At 70.5% G+C, this 17,204-nt stretch carries 15 protein-coding genes; 9 read left to right on the forward strand and 6 right to left on the reverse strand.

The features are described from left to right. The first annotated feature begins 154 nt into the window (after positions 1 to 154). Entirely contained in the window at positions 155 to 1,555 is a 1,401-nt protein-coding gene (locus KIP79_RS29220; RefSeq protein WP_214108157.1) for a serine/threonine-protein kinase, read from the forward strand. 12 nt (positions 1,556 to 1,567) lie between these two features. Then, positions 1,568 to 3,316 carry a hypothetical protein gene (locus KIP79_RS29225; RefSeq protein ID WP_214108158.1) on the forward strand — a complete coding sequence of 583 codons (1,749 nt, stop codon included), beginning with the start codon at positions 1,568 to 1,570 and terminating at the stop codon, positions 3,314 to 3,316. Between the two features lie 136 nt (positions 3,317 to 3,452). Here the strand turns inward: KIP79_RS29225 and KIP79_RS29230 are convergent, their stop codons facing one another. Both KIP79_RS29230 and KIP79_RS29235 read right to left on the reverse strand, forming a co-directional pair. After that, positions 3,453 to 4,235, reverse strand: coding sequence for an SDR family NAD(P)-dependent oxidoreductase (locus KIP79_RS29230; protein WP_214108159.1), 783 nt, complete (start codon positions 4,233 to 4,235; stop codon positions 3,453 to 3,455). A 57-nt stretch (positions 4,236 to 4,292) separates the two neighbouring features. Further along, positions 4,293 to 4,769: a YbaK/EbsC family protein gene (locus KIP79_RS29235; RefSeq protein WP_308169946.1), complete on the reverse strand. Its 477-nt coding sequence runs from the start codon at positions 4,767 to 4,769 to the stop codon at positions 4,293 to 4,295. Between the two features lie 152 nt (positions 4,770 to 4,921). Between KIP79_RS29235 and KIP79_RS29240 the strand changes: the two genes are divergently transcribed. Together KIP79_RS29240 and KIP79_RS29245 are read left to right on the forward strand one after the other, a co-directional pair. Further along, positions 4,922 to 5,731 carry a L,D-transpeptidase family protein gene (locus tag KIP79_RS29240; RefSeq protein ID WP_214108160.1) on the forward strand — a complete coding sequence of 270 codons (810 nt, stop codon included), beginning with the start codon at positions 4,922 to 4,924 and terminating at the stop codon, positions 5,729 to 5,731. 368 nt (positions 5,732 to 6,099) lie between these two features. Next, entirely contained in the window at positions 6,100 to 6,558 is a 459-nt protein-coding gene (locus tag KIP79_RS29245) for an SAV_6107 family HEPN domain-containing protein (protein ID WP_214108161.1), read from the forward strand. A 133-nt stretch (positions 6,559 to 6,691) separates the two neighbouring features. Here KIP79_RS29245 and KIP79_RS29250 read toward each other — a convergent pair whose 3' ends face one another. The 4 genes from KIP79_RS29250 to bldD all read right to left on the reverse strand — a co-directional run bounded on the left by KIP79_RS29250 (position 6,692) and on the right by bldD (position 9,639). Further along, positions 6,692 to 7,402: a hypothetical protein gene (locus tag KIP79_RS29250; protein ID WP_214108162.1), complete on the reverse strand. Its 711-nt coding sequence runs from the start codon at positions 7,400 to 7,402 to the stop codon at positions 6,692 to 6,694. A 125-nt stretch (positions 7,403 to 7,527) separates the two neighbouring features. Continuing rightward, on the reverse strand, positions 7,528 to 8,751 hold the full coding sequence (locus KIP79_RS29255) for an arginine deiminase (protein WP_214108163.1): 1,224 nt from the start codon (positions 8,749 to 8,751) through the stop codon (positions 7,528 to 7,530). A gap of 59 nt (positions 8,752 to 8,810) precedes the next feature. Continuing rightward, positions 8,811 to 9,020, reverse strand: coding sequence for a DUF3040 domain-containing protein (locus tag KIP79_RS29260; protein ID WP_214108164.1), 210 nt, complete (start codon positions 9,018 to 9,020; stop codon positions 8,811 to 8,813). A gap of 124 nt (positions 9,021 to 9,144) precedes the next feature. After that, positions 9,145 to 9,639, reverse strand: a complete 495-nt coding sequence (gene bldD, locus KIP79_RS29265; protein WP_214108165.1) for a transcriptional regulator BldD — start codon at positions 9,637 to 9,639, stop codon at positions 9,145 to 9,147. A gap of 398 nt (positions 9,640 to 10,037) precedes the next feature. On the opposite strand from bldD, the gene pyrR reads away from it, so the two are divergent. Genes pyrR through carB form a run of 5 tightly spaced genes read left to right on the forward strand, consistent with a single transcriptional unit; the run spans position 10,038 to position 17,190 of the window. After that, positions 10,038 to 10,610 carry a bifunctional pyr operon transcriptional regulator/uracil phosphoribosyltransferase PyrR gene (gene pyrR / locus KIP79_RS29270; RefSeq protein WP_214108166.1) on the forward strand — a complete coding sequence of 191 codons (573 nt, stop codon included), beginning with the start codon at positions 10,038 to 10,040 and terminating at the stop codon, positions 10,608 to 10,610. After that, entirely contained in the window at positions 10,607 to 11,533 is a 927-nt protein-coding gene (locus KIP79_RS29275) for an aspartate carbamoyltransferase catalytic subunit (protein WP_214108167.1), read from the forward strand. Before pyrR ends, KIP79_RS29275 begins: the two co-directional genes overlap by 4 nt. Further along, entirely contained in the window at positions 11,530 to 12,816 is a 1,287-nt protein-coding gene (locus tag KIP79_RS29280; RefSeq protein ID WP_214108168.1) for a dihydroorotase, read from the forward strand. The genes KIP79_RS29275 and KIP79_RS29280 overlap by 4 nt, the downstream gene beginning before the upstream one ends. Continuing rightward, positions 12,813 to 13,919 (forward strand): glutamine-hydrolyzing carbamoyl-phosphate synthase small subunit, encoded by a 1,107-nt coding sequence (gene carA, locus KIP79_RS29285; protein WP_214108169.1) that lies wholly within the window; start codon positions 12,813 to 12,815, stop codon positions 13,917 to 13,919. The genes KIP79_RS29280 and carA overlap by 4 nt, the downstream gene beginning before the upstream one ends. Next, the gene (carB, locus tag KIP79_RS29290; protein ID WP_214108170.1) at positions 13,912 to 17,190 is read left to right on the forward strand and encodes a carbamoyl-phosphate synthase large subunit; all 3,279 of its coding nucleotides are present in this window, start codon (positions 13,912 to 13,914) and stop codon (positions 17,188 to 17,190) included. Before carA ends, carB begins: the two co-directional genes overlap by 8 nt. The last annotated feature ends 14 nt before the right edge of the window (positions 17,191 to 17,204 follow it).

Here is a 17,204-nt window from a genome sequence, read left to right on the forward strand (position 1 = left end):
CCACCCGGCCCACCCCCGCCAGGCCCGTCGCCGTCCGCTCCGCCGCCGACCGAGGAGGAGCCACCCGACACCTGGGAACACGACGTCCTGCGCGATCTCCGCGACACACGCCGCATGCGGAAGATCCCGGACGACACGGCCACGCCGTCCGACGATGATTGGTGAGCTGATCGAGGGCCGGTACGTGATCGAGTCGTACCTGGGCGGCGGCGCGATGGGGGACGTCTGGCTGGCGCTCGATCTCACGCTCGGACGGCAGGTGGCGCTCAAACGCATCCAGGCGCAACGCGGCACCCGGGCCGAGCTGACCGCCCGGGCGTTCCGGGAGGCCGAGGCGCTGGCCAGAATCGACCACCCCGGCATCGTCAAGATCTACGACGTGCTCCGGCTCGACGAGGGGCCGTGCATCGTCATGGCGTACGTGCAGGGCACCAGGCTCAGCGATCTGATCAAGCGCACACCGCCGTCCGAGGCCACCGTCACCCGGTTCGGGTCCCAGGTGCTGGACGCGCTCAACGCCGCGCACGCCGTGGGCGTGCTCCACCGGGACGTCAAACCGGAGAACATCCTGATCACCGACGGCGGCCGGGTGGTGCTGGTGGACTTCGGGATAGCGGCGATCGACGGCCACCCGCGCCTCACCGCGGTCGGGGAGGTCATCGGCACGGTCGAGTACATCGCGCCGGAACGGCTCCGGGGCAAGGTCGCCGAGGCCGCCGCCGACCTGTGGTCGCTGGGCGCGACGCTCTACATGGCGCTGGAGGGCCGCACTCCGTTCGAGCGCGCCAGCGTGGAGGCCACCATCGCCGCCATCCTCGGCCAGCCCCCGCATCCGATGATCCGGTCGGTGGCGTTGCGGCCGCTCATCGGGCGGCTGCTGGAGAAGGATCCGGCGCGGCGGATCAGCGGGGGCGAACTGAAGCGCACGCTGGGCCGGACGAGCCACCGCCCGCCGCCACCCGACCCGACGCCGCCCCCACCGCCGCAACAACAGCAACAGAGCAGAGCGGCCTTCGGGGCGATCCGGCGGGCCAGGAAGTCGCTGGCCGGAACCGACCCCCGGGAGGCGGCCGCCGCGCTCGCGGTGCTGCCGCCCGCGGACGCGGCGGCGCTGCTCACCCAGGCACGGACCGACCAGGCGTCCCCGGCGGTCGAGGAGCTGTGCGCGTACGCCGAGGCCACCGCGAAGATCCTCCAGGCCATGCCACCGCTGCGGGCCGGACGGTTGCTGAACCAGGTGGGCCGGCTGGAGCTCGTGGCGAACGTGGTGCTCAACATGGACGCGCGGCAGGCGGGGCGGGTGCTGGCGCACCTGAACGACCGGCGCGCGGCGGCGGTCATCGAGCGCATGGCGGCGGCGAAGCCGGACCTGACCGGTCTGGTGATCGCGAGGATGCCGCCGGAGAAGGCGGGGCAGGCGCTGCGCCACCTGCCGGCGGAACCGGCGGTGGGCCTGCTCATGCGCTGCCCGGGGGACTGGCGCGACCAGGTGCTGCCGTTCGTGACCGATGCCATCCGCGAACAGGTCAGACGTCGGCAGGCGGGCGAGGGGTAGGTCCAGGCGAGCATGGTGCGGGTCGAATCCGAGTGGGCCCTGTGGGGGCGGGACCCCGGCGACGAGAGCGGTCCGGCGATCCTCCGGCACGGGGGCAGCCGTTTCGAGCCAGGTCATCTCGCTGCGGCTCTGGTCAGGTTCTATCCCGGCACCCTGGAGGTGCTGCCGCAGGTCACGTTCGGCTGGATCGGCGAGGAGGGCCCGGACACCCACCTCGGCCTGGCCGTCCACGACTGGGCCCAAGATCCCGAGGGGAGCCGAAGGCGGTCCCTCACCCGCTATTTCGCGGTTCCGTTCGGGACGCTGGCGTCGGGGCGGGTGTCGTACGAGGGGATGTTCGACGCCTTCGCCGCGTGCGCGATCCCGGACGGCCCGGACGGGATCGGCGCCGTGCTGCCGCCGCTGGATCCGGGCGGGCTCGCCTCCGCCGTGAACGAGACGGTCAAACGCGCGGCGGCGTTGCTGCTGTCCGGGCACCTGGTGTGCGTGGTGGGGGCGGACGAGGTGCCGTGGCGGATCCGGCTGCGTTTCCTCGACGCCGTGGCGGCGCTGCTGCCGTACGGGTTGCGGGCCGGGCTGGCCACGGCCACCTGGACCAGTAGCGCGGTGGGCCACCGGATCCGCCTGTCGTTCGCCAGCCAGGCTCCGGAGGGCGCGCGCCGGGTCATCTGGGGCCACGACGAGAGCGGGCTGCCGGAGCCCGCGCAGCGGGTGCTCCATCTGCTGAACCGGATCGTCGACTTCACGGATCTGATCGCCTGGCAGGCGGCGCAGGCCACGCCCCGGGCCTTCGAGGAGCGGGACCTGAGCGACGCGCTGGTGGACATGGAGCGTTTCGTCGCGGGGAGCCCCTCCGACAAGCTGGTCCAGCTCATCGGCGAAGGGCTGGGCGACCCCGCGAGCCTGGCGGAGGTGGCCCACCACGCGCACACCCTGCAGGAGATGGAGGGACGGCCGTCGGCGGCCGATCGGGAGTACCTGCGCCAGGTCATCAGGACCAAGCACCTGTTCACGAGCGGGTCGCCGGCCGGTCAGGACGAGCGGCTGTGGCTGTACCGCACGCTGCTGTCGCTGGCCTACCCGTCCCCGCTCGACCGGTCGGTGCTCCAGGACGCCGGGCGCGATCCTGATCCCCTCCTGCTGCGGGAGCTGGCCGAGCGGTCCTGGTCCGACCAGGCGGCCTACTACCTGGTGCTCGCCCAGCTGGACCAGAACCGGCTCAGGAAGGAGATGCGCACGGCGTCCGCCGGAACGCTCGTCGAAGCGTGCGCCACCGCGACCACGACCCACGATCTGGGCCGGTTGGCGCTGGAGGAGCTCCTGCGGCGCAAGGACGTCGGCCGCGACCTCGCCAACGCGCTGAACAGGCACGGGCAACTCGCCATCGCGATCCGCAGGCTGCATCCGGACGACCCGGAGCGGCAGCGGGCGGTCCATCGCGACCTGCTCAGATCCGCGTACGGCAGGAGCGTCGACAGCCGGGTGCTGCTCCGCGCGGTCCCCGCCCTGGAGGCCGGACCCGCCGCCCCGCTGTTCGCCGCCGCCCTCGACCTGGCCTCCGCGGGCGAGCGCGAGCAGTTCATCCATACCTGGGTGCACAACTGGCTCCGCGCCAACGCGCTCGCCACCGAGGACGGGCCGCCGCTGGTCCCCCATTCCGGCGGCGTCCGGCGCCTCCGCCCCGATCAGACCGTGCTGATGGCGTCGATGATGGCCACCGTGCTGGTGGCGCTGACCTTCATCTGGTTGATCGTCGTCTAGCGTGCACCGGCCTCACCGGTCGGTGAGGCCGTAGACGTCGAAGGCGTGGCGGGTGTCGCAGTACTCCCTGACCTCGGTGATCCGGTGGGCGTCGTCCAGGGTGAGGACGAACATCCAGGGCGGGCGTCCCAGGGGGTTAGATCGAGCGGTGCATGCCGCCGTCGACGGTGAAGGTGTCGCCGGTGATGTAGCGGGCGGGGCCGGAGGCGAGGAACACGATGAGGGCGGCGGCCTCCTCGGCGGTGCCGAAGCGTCCCGCCGGGATGAGCCCGCGGGCGAACTCCTGCTGGGCCTCGCGGGTGGGGAAGTGCGCGCGGATCTGCTCGCTGTCGATCCGGCCAGGGGCCACGCAGTTGACGGTCACCTGGCGGTCGGCGACCACGCGGGCGAGCCCCTTGGCCCAGAGGACGCAGGCGGCGACGGCGGCCTGGGCGGCCGACACCCCGAACGGTTCGAGGATGCCGACGAGGTTGATCACGCGGCCCTGGCCGCCCGCCGCCAGCAGGGGCAGGAACTCTTCGGCCAGGCGGCGCTTGGCGTGGAAGTTGAGTTCGAACTGGCTGCGCCAGAGCGCCTCGTCGAGGGTGACGCCCGCGGGTTCGGCGCGGCCGGCGTTGTTGATCAGGATGTCGAGTCCGCCGAGCCGGTCGGTCACCTGTTCGCGCAGGCGCGCGGGAGCGTCCGGGTCGGTCAGGTCGGCGGCCAGGCAGAGGGGCCGGGGACGGCCCCCGGCTTCGAGGTCCGTGCCTCCGGGTCCCGAGGCTTCGAGTTCCGCGGCGAGGGTTTCCAGGGCGTCGAGGCGCCGGGCGACCAGGACGAGCTGGGCGCCCTCGGCGGCCAGCAGGCGGGCCGTGGCCCGGCCGATTCCGGCGCTGGCGCCAGTGATCAGGGCGCGACGGCCCGCAAGCTCCAGATCCACGGGGCCACCGTAGATCCGGTGGCCCCGCATAGTCAAGCAAGTGCTTGATTTATTGCCCTACTCGACCTCGGTGGGCGTGCCGTTGGTGAGTTTCAGCAGCTCGTCGTACGTGGTGGGGAAGACGGCGTGCGGGTGACCGGCGGCGGCCCAGACCGTCGGGTGCTTGGCCAGCCAGGTGTCCACCAGGGTGCGGACGGGGGCCGGGTGGCCCAGGGGAGCGACGCCGCCGATGGGCTGGCCGGTGTGCTCGCGGACGAACTCCGGGGTGGCGCGGCGGAGCTTGGCGACGCCGACGGTGCCGGCGACCAGGTCGGTGTCGACGCGGTGGGCGCCGCTGGTGAGGACCAGGAGCGGGGCGCCGTCGGCGTTGAAGATCAGGCTGTTGGCGATGGCGCCGATCTCGCAGCCCAGTTGGGCGGCCGCGGTGGCCGCGGTGGGGGCCGATTCGCCGAGCACGATGGGCTCACCGGTCGCGCCCACTTCGCGGAGGATCGCGGCGATATGGGCGATGTTGGGGTGCAACTTTTCACTCACCCGCCAACTCTAAACAGTACGGAAGGACGTGGGACTCGCATTACGCCCTCATTGCTCTTACCAGGGATCAAGTAGGTGTCAAGCAGGACCCAAGCGCACTGTGCGCTACTGTCCTTGGCCAAATGATGGTGAAAATGAGGGGGTTGGTGTAGATGAGGGCTCGACGCCGTCATCTCGCGGTCGCGGCGCTCTGCACGGCGGTCGCCGTGGCGCTGACCGGCTGCGCCGTGACGGGCGAGGGGCAGGCACGTCCCAGTGGGGTGTCGGCCGATATTGGAGCGATCCGGCTGGTCGCGGCGGAGCGTACCGCTACGTTCACGGCACCGGGCAAGACGCTCAAGCCGGGCATGAAGGGGGCCGCCGTCAAGGCGCTCCAGACCCGGTTGACCGAGCTCGGCTACCTGCCGGGCAAGATCGACGGGCGGTACGGCGGTGCCACCCAGACGGCCGTCTGGGCGTTCCAGAAGGTCCAGGGGATCAAGCCGACCAGCACGGTCGCGACGAAGACCTGGCGGGCGCTGGAGAACCCGGTCGCGCCCAAGGTGCTGGTGCCGGGCGGCAAGCCCGACCGGGCCGAGGTGAACCTGACCAAGCAGATCATGGTGCTCTACCGGGGCGGCCAGGTGAAGCTGATCACCCACATCTCGTCCGGAAGCGGGATCCCGTACGTCGAGTACGCGGTCTGGAACGGCGTGCGCACCAAGTTCACCGGTGACGCGCGGACCCCGACCGGGAACTACAAGACGACCTGGCGCCGGAGTGGCTGGCACAAGTCGTACCTGGGCCAGCTGTACAACCCGATCTTCTTCAACGGTGGCATCGCCTTCCACGGCGCGCTCTCCGTTCCCCTGTACCCCGCCTCCCACGGGTGCGTCCGCCTCCCCATGCACGTGGCCGAGATCCTTCCCGGCCTGCTCGGCACGGGCGTTCCCGTGCACGTCAGGGGCAAGTTCGTCCGCTGACCCGGCTTTGTGATCACAGCCCCATCTCCGTCCAGGAGTGGGGCTGTTCTCAGTTTTCGGGTGCGAATGACGATCATTGCTCGAACCCGTGTTCGGTGAATCGCTTGACTTTGACCATGGTCGAATTTATGTTCGAGGGGTGAGAGTGGGACTCGCGGCCCGCTCTCACTCCACGAGGGGCCTGCGCCCCCTGGTCGTCGGCGGAGACGGGTGGGGGCGCGGCCCCGTAGCTTGGGCCGGACGGGGAGAGGGGAAGCTCCTCGTCCGGCCGTGAAAGGCGGAACCGCTGGGCGGTTTTGTCGGTGGGGTCTGCGAGGGTGAGACCACCGGCGGAAGCGCCGGAGGCCACAAAGCCCTAGGAGGCTGGCATGACCGGACCGCAGAACGGGCCCATCACCGGGCCCGCCAACGGGCCCACCGGGCCCAAAGTGTCGCGGACCGCTCTCGCACACCTGACCGACGCCCGCGCCTGCCTGGCGGACGCGGCGCTCGCCACATCCCCGGCCGACAAGTACATCAACGCCCACCTGGCGGCCCTCCGCGCGGCCGCCGCCATCCTGGCCGCCCGGCCGCAGCTGAACGACGGCCGCCGTCGCCGCCTGCGCAGCGCCTGGGAACTCCTCCCCGAGGCTCAGCCGGAGCTCGCCCAGTGGGCCGCCTACTTCGCCGTCAGCGCCAAGAAGCGCGCCGCCGCCGAAGCCGGCCTGGTCCACCTGGTCAGCCCCCACGACGCCGAAGAACTCATCGCCGAAGCCCAGGCCTTCGTCACCATCATCGAATCCACCCTGGGCGTCATGACCCAGGACACTCTCCCCATGGCGGGCTGACCCCGGGCTAACCCCACAGGCTGGAAGAGCTTGGGCCGCGCCAGACATCGGTTGCCGTGGCATTCCCCACCCACGCGCGACGACCGCGCAGGTGAGTGCTCCCCGGCGCAGGCGAACCTCACCCTTGTGACAGTCAGGTGCGGTAGCCGGAGATCTGCGCCTGGTAGACCGCTGTTCCTGTGCCCTGGCCGGGATAGCCCTTGATGTCGATGGTGCCGGTGAGGGTGCCGTCCGATTCTGTGGTGAGGGTCATCTGGCCGGAGACCGGGGCGAATATGAAGGCGCCGATGAAGTCGTTGGTGACGGTGAAGCCGTTGGCGAGGGTGGCGGCCATCCGGTCGTCTGGTTGAACCGTGACGGTGGAGCCGTTCAGTTCGACGTAGGTCATGTCGAAATCGGCGGCGCTTGTGCCGGGGATGCAGCCGGAGTTGCTGCCGAACCAGATGGCGCCGACTTCGGGGAGTGCGGCGGGCATTCCCGATACCAGGCACACGTCGACGGGGTTCACGCCGTTGGTGGTGCCCACTTCGGCGACCGTGTCGACGATGTATACGGTGCCTTCGCGGCGGAACTCCGTCCAACCAGCGATACCGGACATGGTCACGGTGTAGGTGCCGCGGGCGAGGCCGAGTTCCTCCGGGGTGTCCGAGTCAGAGGTGTCCTCGTCCGTGGCAGGCTCGGTGTTCTCCGAGGTTTCCTCGTCCACCGGCTCGTCGGTTTCAGAGGGATCCGGGGCGGGCGCTTCGGAGCGGGGCGATTCCAGCGCAGCGGGGGAATCGGGGCCGCGGAACGAGGCCGGCTCCGGGTCTGATCCGGACGAGCAGGAGCACAGAAGCAGGGTCACGCCGACAACGGGAACGATCCAAGCAGACCGTACCTTCCTGCGGAACTTTCTCATGGTGGGAAAGTACGTCGGCTAGTGGCATAAATCCCCATCAATTGAGGGGTTCCGGACGGGCGGCAGGAAGATCAGATGCCGTCCCGTTCGAGCGGGCAGCTCATGCAGCGCGGCCCCCCGCGCCCACGCCCCAGCTCACTGCCCCGGATGGTGAGCACCTCGATGCCCTGGGCGCGCAGGAAGTTGTTGGTCGTCGTGTTCCGCTCGTACGCGACGACCACCCCCGGCCGGACGGCCAGCACGTTGCAGCCGTCGTCCCACTGCTCGCGCTCGGCCGCGTGGACGTCCTGGACGGGAGCCAGGACCGTGATGTCGTCGAGCCCGACGGCGGCGGCGATGGCCCGGTGCATGTGCTCGGGCGGATGGTCGGTGACCTTCAGTTCCTTCTCGTTGTCGCCGGGCTCGATGGTGTAGGACGGCAGCATGCCCAGGCCCGCGTACTTGGTGAAGACCCCCACGTCCACCTGGGTGAGCACGGTGTCCAGGTGCATGAAGGCGCGGGACTTGGGCAGGTTGAGCGCCACGATCCGGGTGGCCGAGCCACTGGCGAACAGATGCTGGGCGAGCATCTCGACGGCCGGCGGCTGGGTGCGCTCGCTCATCCCGACCAGGACCGCGCCCCGGCCGAGCACCAGCACGTCGCCGCCCTCGATGGTGGTGGGCGCCATCGGCGTACCGGGATTCCAGATGTGGAAGCCCCCGGCGGCGAACATCGGGTGGTAGCGGTAGACGGCCTCGTAGTTGACGGTCTCCCGGCGCCGGGCCTTCTTCCGCATCGCGTTGATGGACACCCCGTCGTACACCCAGCAGGAGGTGTCCCGGGTGAACAGGTGGTTGGGCAGCGGCGGCAGCACGAAGTCGTCGGGGTCCAGCGCGTGGAAGACCAGCGACTTGGGGGAGCAGCCGAGCTCGGTCAGCTCCCGCTTGGTGATCCCGCCCGTCAGGTACGGCGCGAGCGTCTCCCCGGGCAGGCCGTCCAGCGTGTTCCGGATGGCGTCGGTGGCCATCGGCCCGAACCAGCGCTCGTCGACGGTCCCGTCCAGGATGTGTTTGCGTGCCTCCGGCAGCGCGATGGTCTCCCGGAGCAGGTCGCACAGCAGGTGGACCTGGACGCCGAGGCCGCGCAGCAGCCCCTGGAACTCCGCGTGCTCCTCGGCCGCTCGGTGCACCCAGAGCACGTCGTCGAAGAGCAGGTCGCGCATGTTGCTGGGGGTGAGCCGCTTCAGCGACAGGTCGGGCGGATGGAGCAGCACCTGGTGGAGCTCGCCCACCTCGGAGCCGACGTAGAAAACCATCCCGTACCCCCATCACCCATGACAAAAGGTGAGGTGCCCGGTACTAAACGCGACAAACGCTACTTACCAAGAGCGATCAGGAAAGCGCAACCGGCCAGGGCCACGGCGAGCGCGACGATCGGCCAGGCGCTCGGCGGGGACGCGATCGCCTCGGCCCGGACCACCCCGGTGCCGTGCCCGGACAGGCTGCGAGCCAGCGCGGGGTCCTCGGCGCGGAGCCGGCGAGCGATGTCGTCGAGAACGCGCTGCTCCCGCGTTGACAGCCCCATGTCTACTTCCTCCCCTGAAATCAGCTTGAAGGAAGTTTTATCGCTTTTTACGGTAATTATCCAAGCGCAGAAGGTAGATCTTCGGCCCGGGGCCAGGCTCCCGGGCGAGATCCCCGGCAGCACGTCAGAACGACTCGACCGCCCGGCGCGCCTCCGCGTCCAGCACACCCCAGCTGATGAACTCCTCGGTCAGCTCGGCCGGCGACTTGTCGTAGATGACGGCAAGCGAACGCAGGTCCTCCTGGCGGATGCTCAGCACCTTGCCGTTGTAGTCCCCCCGCTGCGACTGGATGGTCGCCGCGTACCTGGCCAGCGGACCGGCCTTGTCCTTGGGCAACTGGGCGAGCCGCTCCAGATCGATGACCAGCTTCGGCGTCGGCAGCAGCGGGGACGGCGCGGCGCCCCCCGGCAGCAACTCGGAAACCGGCACCCCGTAGAAGTCGGCCAGCTCGGCAAGCTTCTGCACGGTGACCGCCCGGTCACCCCGCTCGTACGAGCCGACCACGACGGCCTTCCACCGCCCGCGGGACTTCTCTTCAACCCCATGCAAGGACAGGCCCTGCTGGGTGCGAATGGCGCGGAGTCGCGCGCCCAGCGACTTGGCGTAGTCAGACGGCATCGTATGGCCCCCGGCTTTCTATGTCTGTTCTTAGGTTGATTGTGCGTCCTTGTACCTAATGCACCAACCACCGGGGCTGTACCTGGGGGCAGGCACCTTCGGTGACCACTGCGTCGGGTTTTACCCAGGAAGGTCGCGAGTTGTGGTTACGGACAGTGACGGTAAAGCCGTCGCCAGCAAAGGTCAAGTCGATTGGGAAAAGAGGCCAAACAGTGCTCTCCCCGACAACCGAACCTTGCTCGGGTTTCGGGCTGATCGTCCCGGATGGGTGCCAGATGCCCGTCCGGACCCATCCTCCCTGGCAGCGGCGGGGGCCTCGGTACTGCCTGGTACTGTTTGAACGCCCGACACCCTTTTAAGACCCGTCCTGTGAGGCGGGAAAGGCGGTGATTTTTTCCATGCCTGATGCCCAAAAACCCGAGGGCGCCGACCAGGCCCGCGCGGTGCTGGAGGCCCCCGACATCCACCGGGCCCTCACCCGGATCGCGCACGAGATCCTGGAGCGCACCAAGGGCGCGGAAAGCGTTGTGCTACTCGGCATCCCCACCCGCGGCGCCACCCTGGCCAGAAGGCTCAGCGAGCGCGTCGCCCAGTTCGAAGGCGTGAAGGTTCCGGTCGGCGCCATCGACATCACGATGTACCGGGACGACCTGCGCCTCAAGCCGGCCCGCCCGCTGGGCCACACCGACCTGCCCCCCGGCGGCATCGACGGCCGGATCGTGGTCCTGGTGGACGACGTGCTCTACTCCGGCCGCACGGTCCGGGCCGCGCTGGACGCGCTCAACGACCTCGGCCGCCCCAAGGCGGTGCAGCTGGCCACCCTGGTCGACCGGGGCCACCGCGAGCTGCCCATCCGGGCCGACTACGTGGGCAAGAACCTGCCCACCGCCAAGAGCGAGAAGGTCAAGGTCTACCTGGAGGAGATCGACGGCCGCGACGCCGTCCTGCTGCTGAAGGAGGGGACGCGGTGAAGCACCTGATCTCCGCGGCGGACCTCACCCGGGACGAGGCGCTGCTCATCCTGGACACGGCCGAGGAACTGGCCGCCGTCTCCGAGCGCTCCATCAAGAAGCTGCCGACGCTGCGCGGCCGCACCGTGGTCAACCTCTTCTTCGAGGACTCCACCCGCACCCGCATCTCGTTCGAGGCCGCCGCCAAGCGCCTGTCCGCCGACGTGATCAACTTCTCGGTCAAGGGCTCCAGCGTCTCCAAGGGCGAGTCGCTCAAGGACACCGCGCTCACCCTGGAGGCCATGGGCGCCGACGCGGTGGTGATCAGGCACAGCGCCTCCGGCGCGCCGCACCGGCTGGCCGGCTGGGTCCGCGGCAGCGTGGTCAACGCCGGGGACGGCACCCACGAGCACCCCACCCAGGCGCTGCTGGACGCCTTCAGCATGCGCCGCCGCATGGGCCGCCTGGAGGGCCTGAAGGTGGCCGTGGTGGGCGACGTGCTGCACAGCAGGGTGGCCAGGTCCAACGTGCTGCTGCTGCACGCGCTCGGCGCCGAGGTGACCCTGGTCGCCCCGCCCACCCTGCTGCCGGTGGCCGTGGAGAACTGGCCCTGCCAGGTCTCCTACGATCTGGACGCGGTGCTCCCCAAGTCGGACGTGGTGATGATGCTCCGGGTCCAGCTGGAGCGCATGAACGCCGCCTACTTCCCGTCCGCCCGCGAGTACAGCCGCAGGTACGGCCTGGACCGCGACCGCTTCCGCAAGCTGCACGAGGACGCCATCGTGATGCACCCCGGCCCGATGAACCGGGGCATGGAGATCTCCGCCGAGGTCGCCGACTCGCCCCGCTCGACCATCGTGGAGCAGGTCGCCAACGGGGTGACCGTCCGCATGGCCGTGCTCTACCTGCTGCTCGGCGGCGCCATCGGGAGGGACATCAAATGATCATCAGGAACGCCCGCATCCTCGGCGGCGAGCCGGTCGACCTGCGCGTCGAGAACGGCCTGATCGCCGAGATCGGCCCGGGACTCGGCGGGCAGACCGTCTTCGACGCCGACGGCCTGGTCGCCCTGCCCGGCCTGGTGGACCTGCACACCCACCTGCGCGAGCCCGGCAGGGAGGACGCCGAGACGGTCGAGACCGGCACCCAGGCCGCCGCCCGCGGCGGGTACACCGCCGTGCACGCGATGGCCAACACCTCCCCGGTGGCCGACACGGCCGGGGTGGTCGAGCAGGTCTGGCGGCTCGGCCAGGAGTACGGCCACTGCGACGTGCAGCCGGTCGGCGCGGTCACCAGCGGCCTGGACGGCAGGCAGCTGGCCGAGCTGGGCGCGATGGCCGACTCGGCGGCCCGGGTCCGGGTCTTCTCCGACGACGGCCGGTGCGTCTCGGACGCGGTGCTGATGCGCCGCGCCCTGGAGTACGTCAAGGCCTTCGACGGCGTGATCGCCCAGCACGCCCAGGAACCCCGGCTGACCGAGGGCGCCCAGCTGAACGAGGGCGAGGTCTCCGGACGGCTCGGCCTGGCCGGCTGGCCGGCGGTGGCCGAGGAGGCGATCATCGCCCGCGACTGCCTGCTCGCCGCGCACGTCGGCTCCCGGCTGCACGTCTGCCACGTCTCCACGGCCGGTTCCGTGGAGATCATCCGCTGGGCCAAGTCCAAGGGCTGGGACGTCACCGCCGAGGTGACCCCGCACCACCTGCTGCTCACCGACACCTGCGCGGAGCGCTCGCCGGTCGGCCCGTACAACCCGATCTACAAGGTGAACCCGCCGCTGCGCACCGCCGAGGACGTGCGGGCGTTGCGCGAGGCGCTCGCCGACGGCACCATCGACTGCGTCGCGACCGACCACGCCCCCCACCCGGTGGAGGACAAGGAGGCCGAGTGGGCCGCCGCCGCGATGGGCATGATCGGCCTGGAGACCGCCCTCAGCGTCGTGCAGGAGGCCATGGTGGAGACCGGGCTGCTGGACTGGGCAGGGGTGGCCGACCGCATGTCCGGCCGCCCGGCCAGGATCGGCAGGCTCGCCGGGCACGGGCAACCGCTGGAGGTCGGCTCGGTCGCCAACATCACGCTGTACGACCCGGCCGTGCGCGCCGAGGTCGACCCCGGCTCGTTCGCCTCCAAGAGCCGCAACACCCCGTACGAGGGCATGACCCTGCCCGGCAGGGTGGTGGCCACCTTCCTGCGCGGCAGGCCGACCGTTCTGGAAGGGAAGCTGCAGTGAGCTCAGCGTTGCTCGTCCTGGAGGACGGCCGCGTCTTCGAGGGCGCGCCGTACGGCGCGGTGGGGGAGACGTTCGGTGAGATGGTCTTCAACACCGGTATGACCGGCTACCAGGAGACCCTCACCGACCCCTCCTACCACCGCCAGATCGTGGCGATGACCGCCCCGCACATCGGCAACACCGGCGTCAACGAGGAGGACCCGGAGTCGGGCCGGGTCTGGGTCTCCGGCTACGTGGTCAGGGAACCCGCCCGGGTGGCCAGCAACTGGCGCGCCACCCGGTCGCTGGAGGACTACCTGCGAGACCAGGGCGTGGTCGGCATCGCGATGCGCGGGACCAGGGCGCTCACCCGGCACCTGCGCGAGCGCGGCGCGATGCGGGCCGGGGTGTTCTCCGGCGACGCGCTGGCCGCCACTCCCGAGCTGATCGAGAAGGTGCTGGCCTCGCCGTCCATGGAGGGCGCCGACCTGGCCGGCGAGGTGACCACCGCGGCGCCGTACGTGGTGCCCGCGATCGGCGCCAAGCGGTTCACGGTGGCCGCCGTGGACCTGGGCATCAAGGCCATGACGCCGCACCGGATGGCCCAGCGCGGCTGCGAGGTGCACGTGCTGCCCGCCACCGCCACCGCGGCCGACATCCTGGCCCTGGACCCCGACGGGGTGTTCCTGTCCAACGGCCCCGGCGACCCCGCCACGGCGGACGGCCCGGTGGCCGCGCTCCAGAAGATCCTTGAGGCGGGCAGGCCCGTGTTCGGCATCTGCTTCGGCAACCAGATCCTCGGGCGGGCGCTCGGGCTCGGCACCTACAAGCTGCGCTACGGCCACCGCGGCGTCAACCAGCCGGTCCAGGACCGCAGGACCGGCAAGGTGGAGATCTCCGCGCACAACCACGGCTTCGCCGTCCAGGCGCCCCTGGACGGCCCCTTCGACACCCCGTACGGCCGGGCCGAGGTCAGCCACGTGAACCTGAACGACGGGTGCGTGGAGGGCCTGCGCCTGCTCGACCACCCGGCGTTCAGCGTGCAGTACCACCCAGAGGCCGCCGCCGGGCCGCACGACGCCGCCTATCTCTTCGACGAGTTCTGTGAGGTCATGGGTGCCTAAGCGGACCGACATCCAGTCGATCATGGTGATCGGCTCCGGGCCGATCGTGATCGGGCAGGCCTGCGAGTTCGACTACTCCGGCACCCAGGCGTGCCGGGTGCTCAGGGCCGAGGGCTTCCGGGTGATCCTGGTGAACAGCAACCCGGCGACGATCATGACGGACCCGGAGTTCGCCGACGCCACCTACGTGGAGCCGATCACCCCCGACATCATCGAGCAGATCATCGCCAAGGAGCGTCCGGACGCGCTGCTGCCCACCCTGGGCGGCCAGACCGCGCTCAACGCGGCCGTCGCGCTGCACGAGAGCGGCGTGCTGGCCAAGTACGAGGTGGAGCTGATCGGCGCCAACTTCGAGGCCATCCAGGCCGGCGAGAACCGGGAACGATTCAAGGGCATCGTGGCCAAGGTGGCGGCCGAGAAGGGCTTCAACGCCGAGTCGGCGCGCAGCGCCATCTGCCACACCATGGACGAGTGCCTGGCCGCCGCGGCCGAGCTCGGCTACCCCGTGGTGGTCCGGCCCTCCTTCACCATGGGCGGCGCCGGGTCCGGCTTCGCCCACGACGAGGCCGACCTGCGCCGCATCGCCGGGGCGGGCCTGGACGCCTCGCCCACCACCGAGGTGCTCCTGGAGGAGTCCATCCTCGGCTGGAAGGAGTACGAGCTGGAGGTCATGCGGGACCGCCACGACAACGTCGTGATCGTCTGCTCCATCGAGAACGTCGACCCGATGGGCGTGCACACCGGCGACAGCGTGACCGTGGCCCCCGCGATGACGCTCACCGACCGCGAGTACCAGAACATGCGGGACGTGGCGATCGCGGTGATCCGCGAGGTCGGGGTGGACACCGGCGGCTGCAACATCCAGTTCGCGGTGGACCCGGACACCGGGCGCATGATCGTCATCGAGATGAACCCGCGGGTCTCCCGCTCCAGCGCGCTGGCCTCCAAGGCCACCGGCTTCCCGATCGCCAAGATCGCCGCCAAGCTGGCCATCGGCTACACGCTGGACGAGGTGCCCAACGACATCACCAAGGAGACCCCGGCCTCCTTCGAGCCCTCGCTCGACTACGTGGTGGTCAAGGTGCCCAGGTTCGCCTTCGAGAAGTTCGACGGGGCCGACCGGACGCTGACCACGCACATGAAGTCGGTCGGCGAGGCCATGGCGATCGGCCGCTCCTTCCCCGAAGCCCTCCAGAAGGCCCTCAGATCGCTGGAGAAGCGAGGGTCCTCCTTCAGCTGGTCAGGGGAGCCCGGCGACAAGCAGGAACTCCTGGCGGCCTGCCGGACCCCGCACGACGGGCGGCTGCGCACCATGCAGCAGGCCGTCAGGGCGGGCGCCACCATCGAGGAGCTCTACGAGGCCACCAGGATCGACCCCTGGTTCCTCGACCAGCTGGCGCGCCTGCACGAGGTCGCCACGGGCATCACCGCCCTGGACGAGCCCACCCTGCGGGAGGCCAAGGAGCACGGCTTCAGCGACGTGCAGATCGCCGAGATCCTCGGCATCGAGGAGGTCAGGGTCAGGGACCTGCGGCACGCGCTCGGCCTGCGGCCGGTCTACCACACGGTGGACACCTGCGCCGCCGAGTTCGCCGCGCGCACGCCGTACCTGTACTCCACCTACGACGAGGAGAGCGAGGTGCCGCCGGGGGACCGGCCCAAGGTAATCATCCTGGGCAGCGGGCCGAACCGGATCGGGCAGGGCATCGAGTTCGACTACGCCTGCGTGCACGCCTCCTTCGAGCTGAGCCGGGTCGGCTTCGAGACCGTCATGGTCAACTGCAACCCGGAGACCGTCTCCACCGACTACGACACCTCCGACCGGCTCTACTTCGAGCCGCTCACCCTGGAGGACGTGCTCGAGGTGGTGCACGCCGAGCAGCGCACCGGGCCGCTGGCCGGGGTGATCGTGCAGCTCGGCGGGCAGACCCCGCTCGGGCTCGCGCAGGCGCTCAAGGACGCGGGCGTGCCCGTGGTGGGCACCTCGCCGGAGTCCATCCACCTGGCCGAGGAGCGCGGCGCCTTCGGGCGGGTGCTGGCCGAGGCCGGGCTGCCCGCGCCCCGGCACGGCACCGCGCGCACCGTACGCGAGGCCCGGCGGATCGCCGAGGAGATCGGCTACCCGGTGCTGGTCCGGCCCTCGTACGTGCTGGGCGGGGCCGGCATGGCCATCGTGTACGACGAGGCCACCCTCACCCGATACATGGACAAGGCGGCCACCGACCATCCGGTGCTGATCGACAAGTTCCTCGACGACGCCATCGAGATCGACGTGGACGCCCTCTACGACGGCGCGGAGCTCTACCTGGGCGGGGTGATGGAGCACATCGAGGAGGCCGGCATCCACTCCGGCGACTCGGCCTGCGCGCTGCCCCCCATCACCCTGGGCGGGCACGACATCAAGCGCATCCGGGCCGCCACCGAGGCCATCGCCAGGGGCGTCGGGGTGCGCGGGCTGCTCAACGTGCAGTACGCGCTGGCCGCCAACGTGCTCTACGTGCTGGAGGCCAACCCGCGGGCCAGCCGTACCGTGCCGTTCACCTCCAAGGCCACGGCGGCGCCGCTGGCCAAGGCGGCGGCCCGGATCATGCTCGGCGCCACAGTGGCCGAGCTGCGCGCCGAGGGCCTGCTCCCGGCCGCCGGCGACGGGGGCACGCTGCCGCTGGACGCGCCCATCGCGGTCAAGGAGGCGGTGCTGCCGTTCGACCGGTTCCGCGGCGTGGACATCGTGCTCGGCCCTGAAATGCGCTCCACCGGCGAGGTGATGGGCATCGACGAGTTCTTCGGCACCGCCTACGCCAAGTCCCAGCAGGCCGCGTACGGGGGGCTGCCCACCACCGGGCGGGCCTTCGTCTCGGTGGCGAACAAGGACAAACGGGCGATGATCTTCCCAGTGAAGGCGCTGGCCGACCTGGGTTTCGAGATTCTCGCCACGGAGGGTACGGCCGAGGTGCTGCGCCGTAACGGCGTCCATGCCAAGATCGTGCGAAAGCAGAGCGACGGTCCCGGCCCCGACGGGGAGCCGACGATCGTCCGGCGCATCCTGGACGGGGAGGTGGATCTCATCGTGAACACCCCGTTCGGCAGCCCCGGCCAGGCCGGGCCGCGGCTGGACGGCTACGAGATCCGCACCGCCGCCGTGCTGCGCGGCATCGCCTGCATCACCACCGTGCAGGGTCTGGCCGCCGCCGTGCAGGGCATTCAGCACATCCTCAGGGGCGACGTGGGCGTACGTTCGTTGCAGGAGCACGCCCAGCGGCTGAGAGGCTGAGCTAGGAGTTCATG

The sequence above is a fragment of the Acrocarpospora catenulata genome (assembly GCF_018476525.1).
Classification (GTDB): domain Bacteria; phylum Actinomycetota; class Actinomycetes; order Streptosporangiales; family Streptosporangiaceae; genus Acrocarpospora; species Acrocarpospora catenulata.

Bases quoted from the DNA above. Each gene is read 5' to 3' on its own strand.
- KIP79_RS29220 (WP_214108157.1), top strand. From the start codon at position 155: ATGATTGGTGAGCTGATCGAGGGCCGGTACGTGATCGAGTCGTACCTG.
- KIP79_RS29225 (WP_214108158.1), top strand. From the start codon at position 1,568: ATGGTGCGGGTCGAATCCGAGTGGGCCCTGTGGGGGCGGGACCCCGGC.
- KIP79_RS29240 (WP_214108160.1), top strand. From the start codon at position 4,922: ATGAGGGCTCGACGCCGTCATCTCGCGGTCGCGGCGCTCTGCACGGCG.
- KIP79_RS29245 (WP_214108161.1), top strand. From the start codon at position 6,100: ATGACCGGACCGCAGAACGGGCCCATCACCGGGCCCGCCAACGGGCCC.
- KIP79_RS29255 (WP_214108163.1), bottom strand. From the start codon at position 8,751: ATGGTTTTCTACGTCGGCTCCGAGGTGGGCGAGCTCCACCAGGTGCTG.
- KIP79_RS29260 (WP_214108164.1), bottom strand. From the start codon at position 9,020: ATGGGGCTGTCAACGCGGGAGCAGCGCGTTCTCGACGACATCGCTCGC.
- bldD (WP_214108165.1), bottom strand. From the start codon at position 9,639: ATGCCGTCTGACTACGCCAAGTCGCTGGGCGCGCGACTCCGCGCCATT.
- pyrR (WP_214108166.1), top strand. From the start codon at position 10,038: ATGCCTGATGCCCAAAAACCCGAGGGCGCCGACCAGGCCCGCGCGGTG.
- KIP79_RS29280 (WP_214108168.1), top strand. From the start codon at position 11,530: ATGATCATCAGGAACGCCCGCATCCTCGGCGGCGAGCCGGTCGACCTG.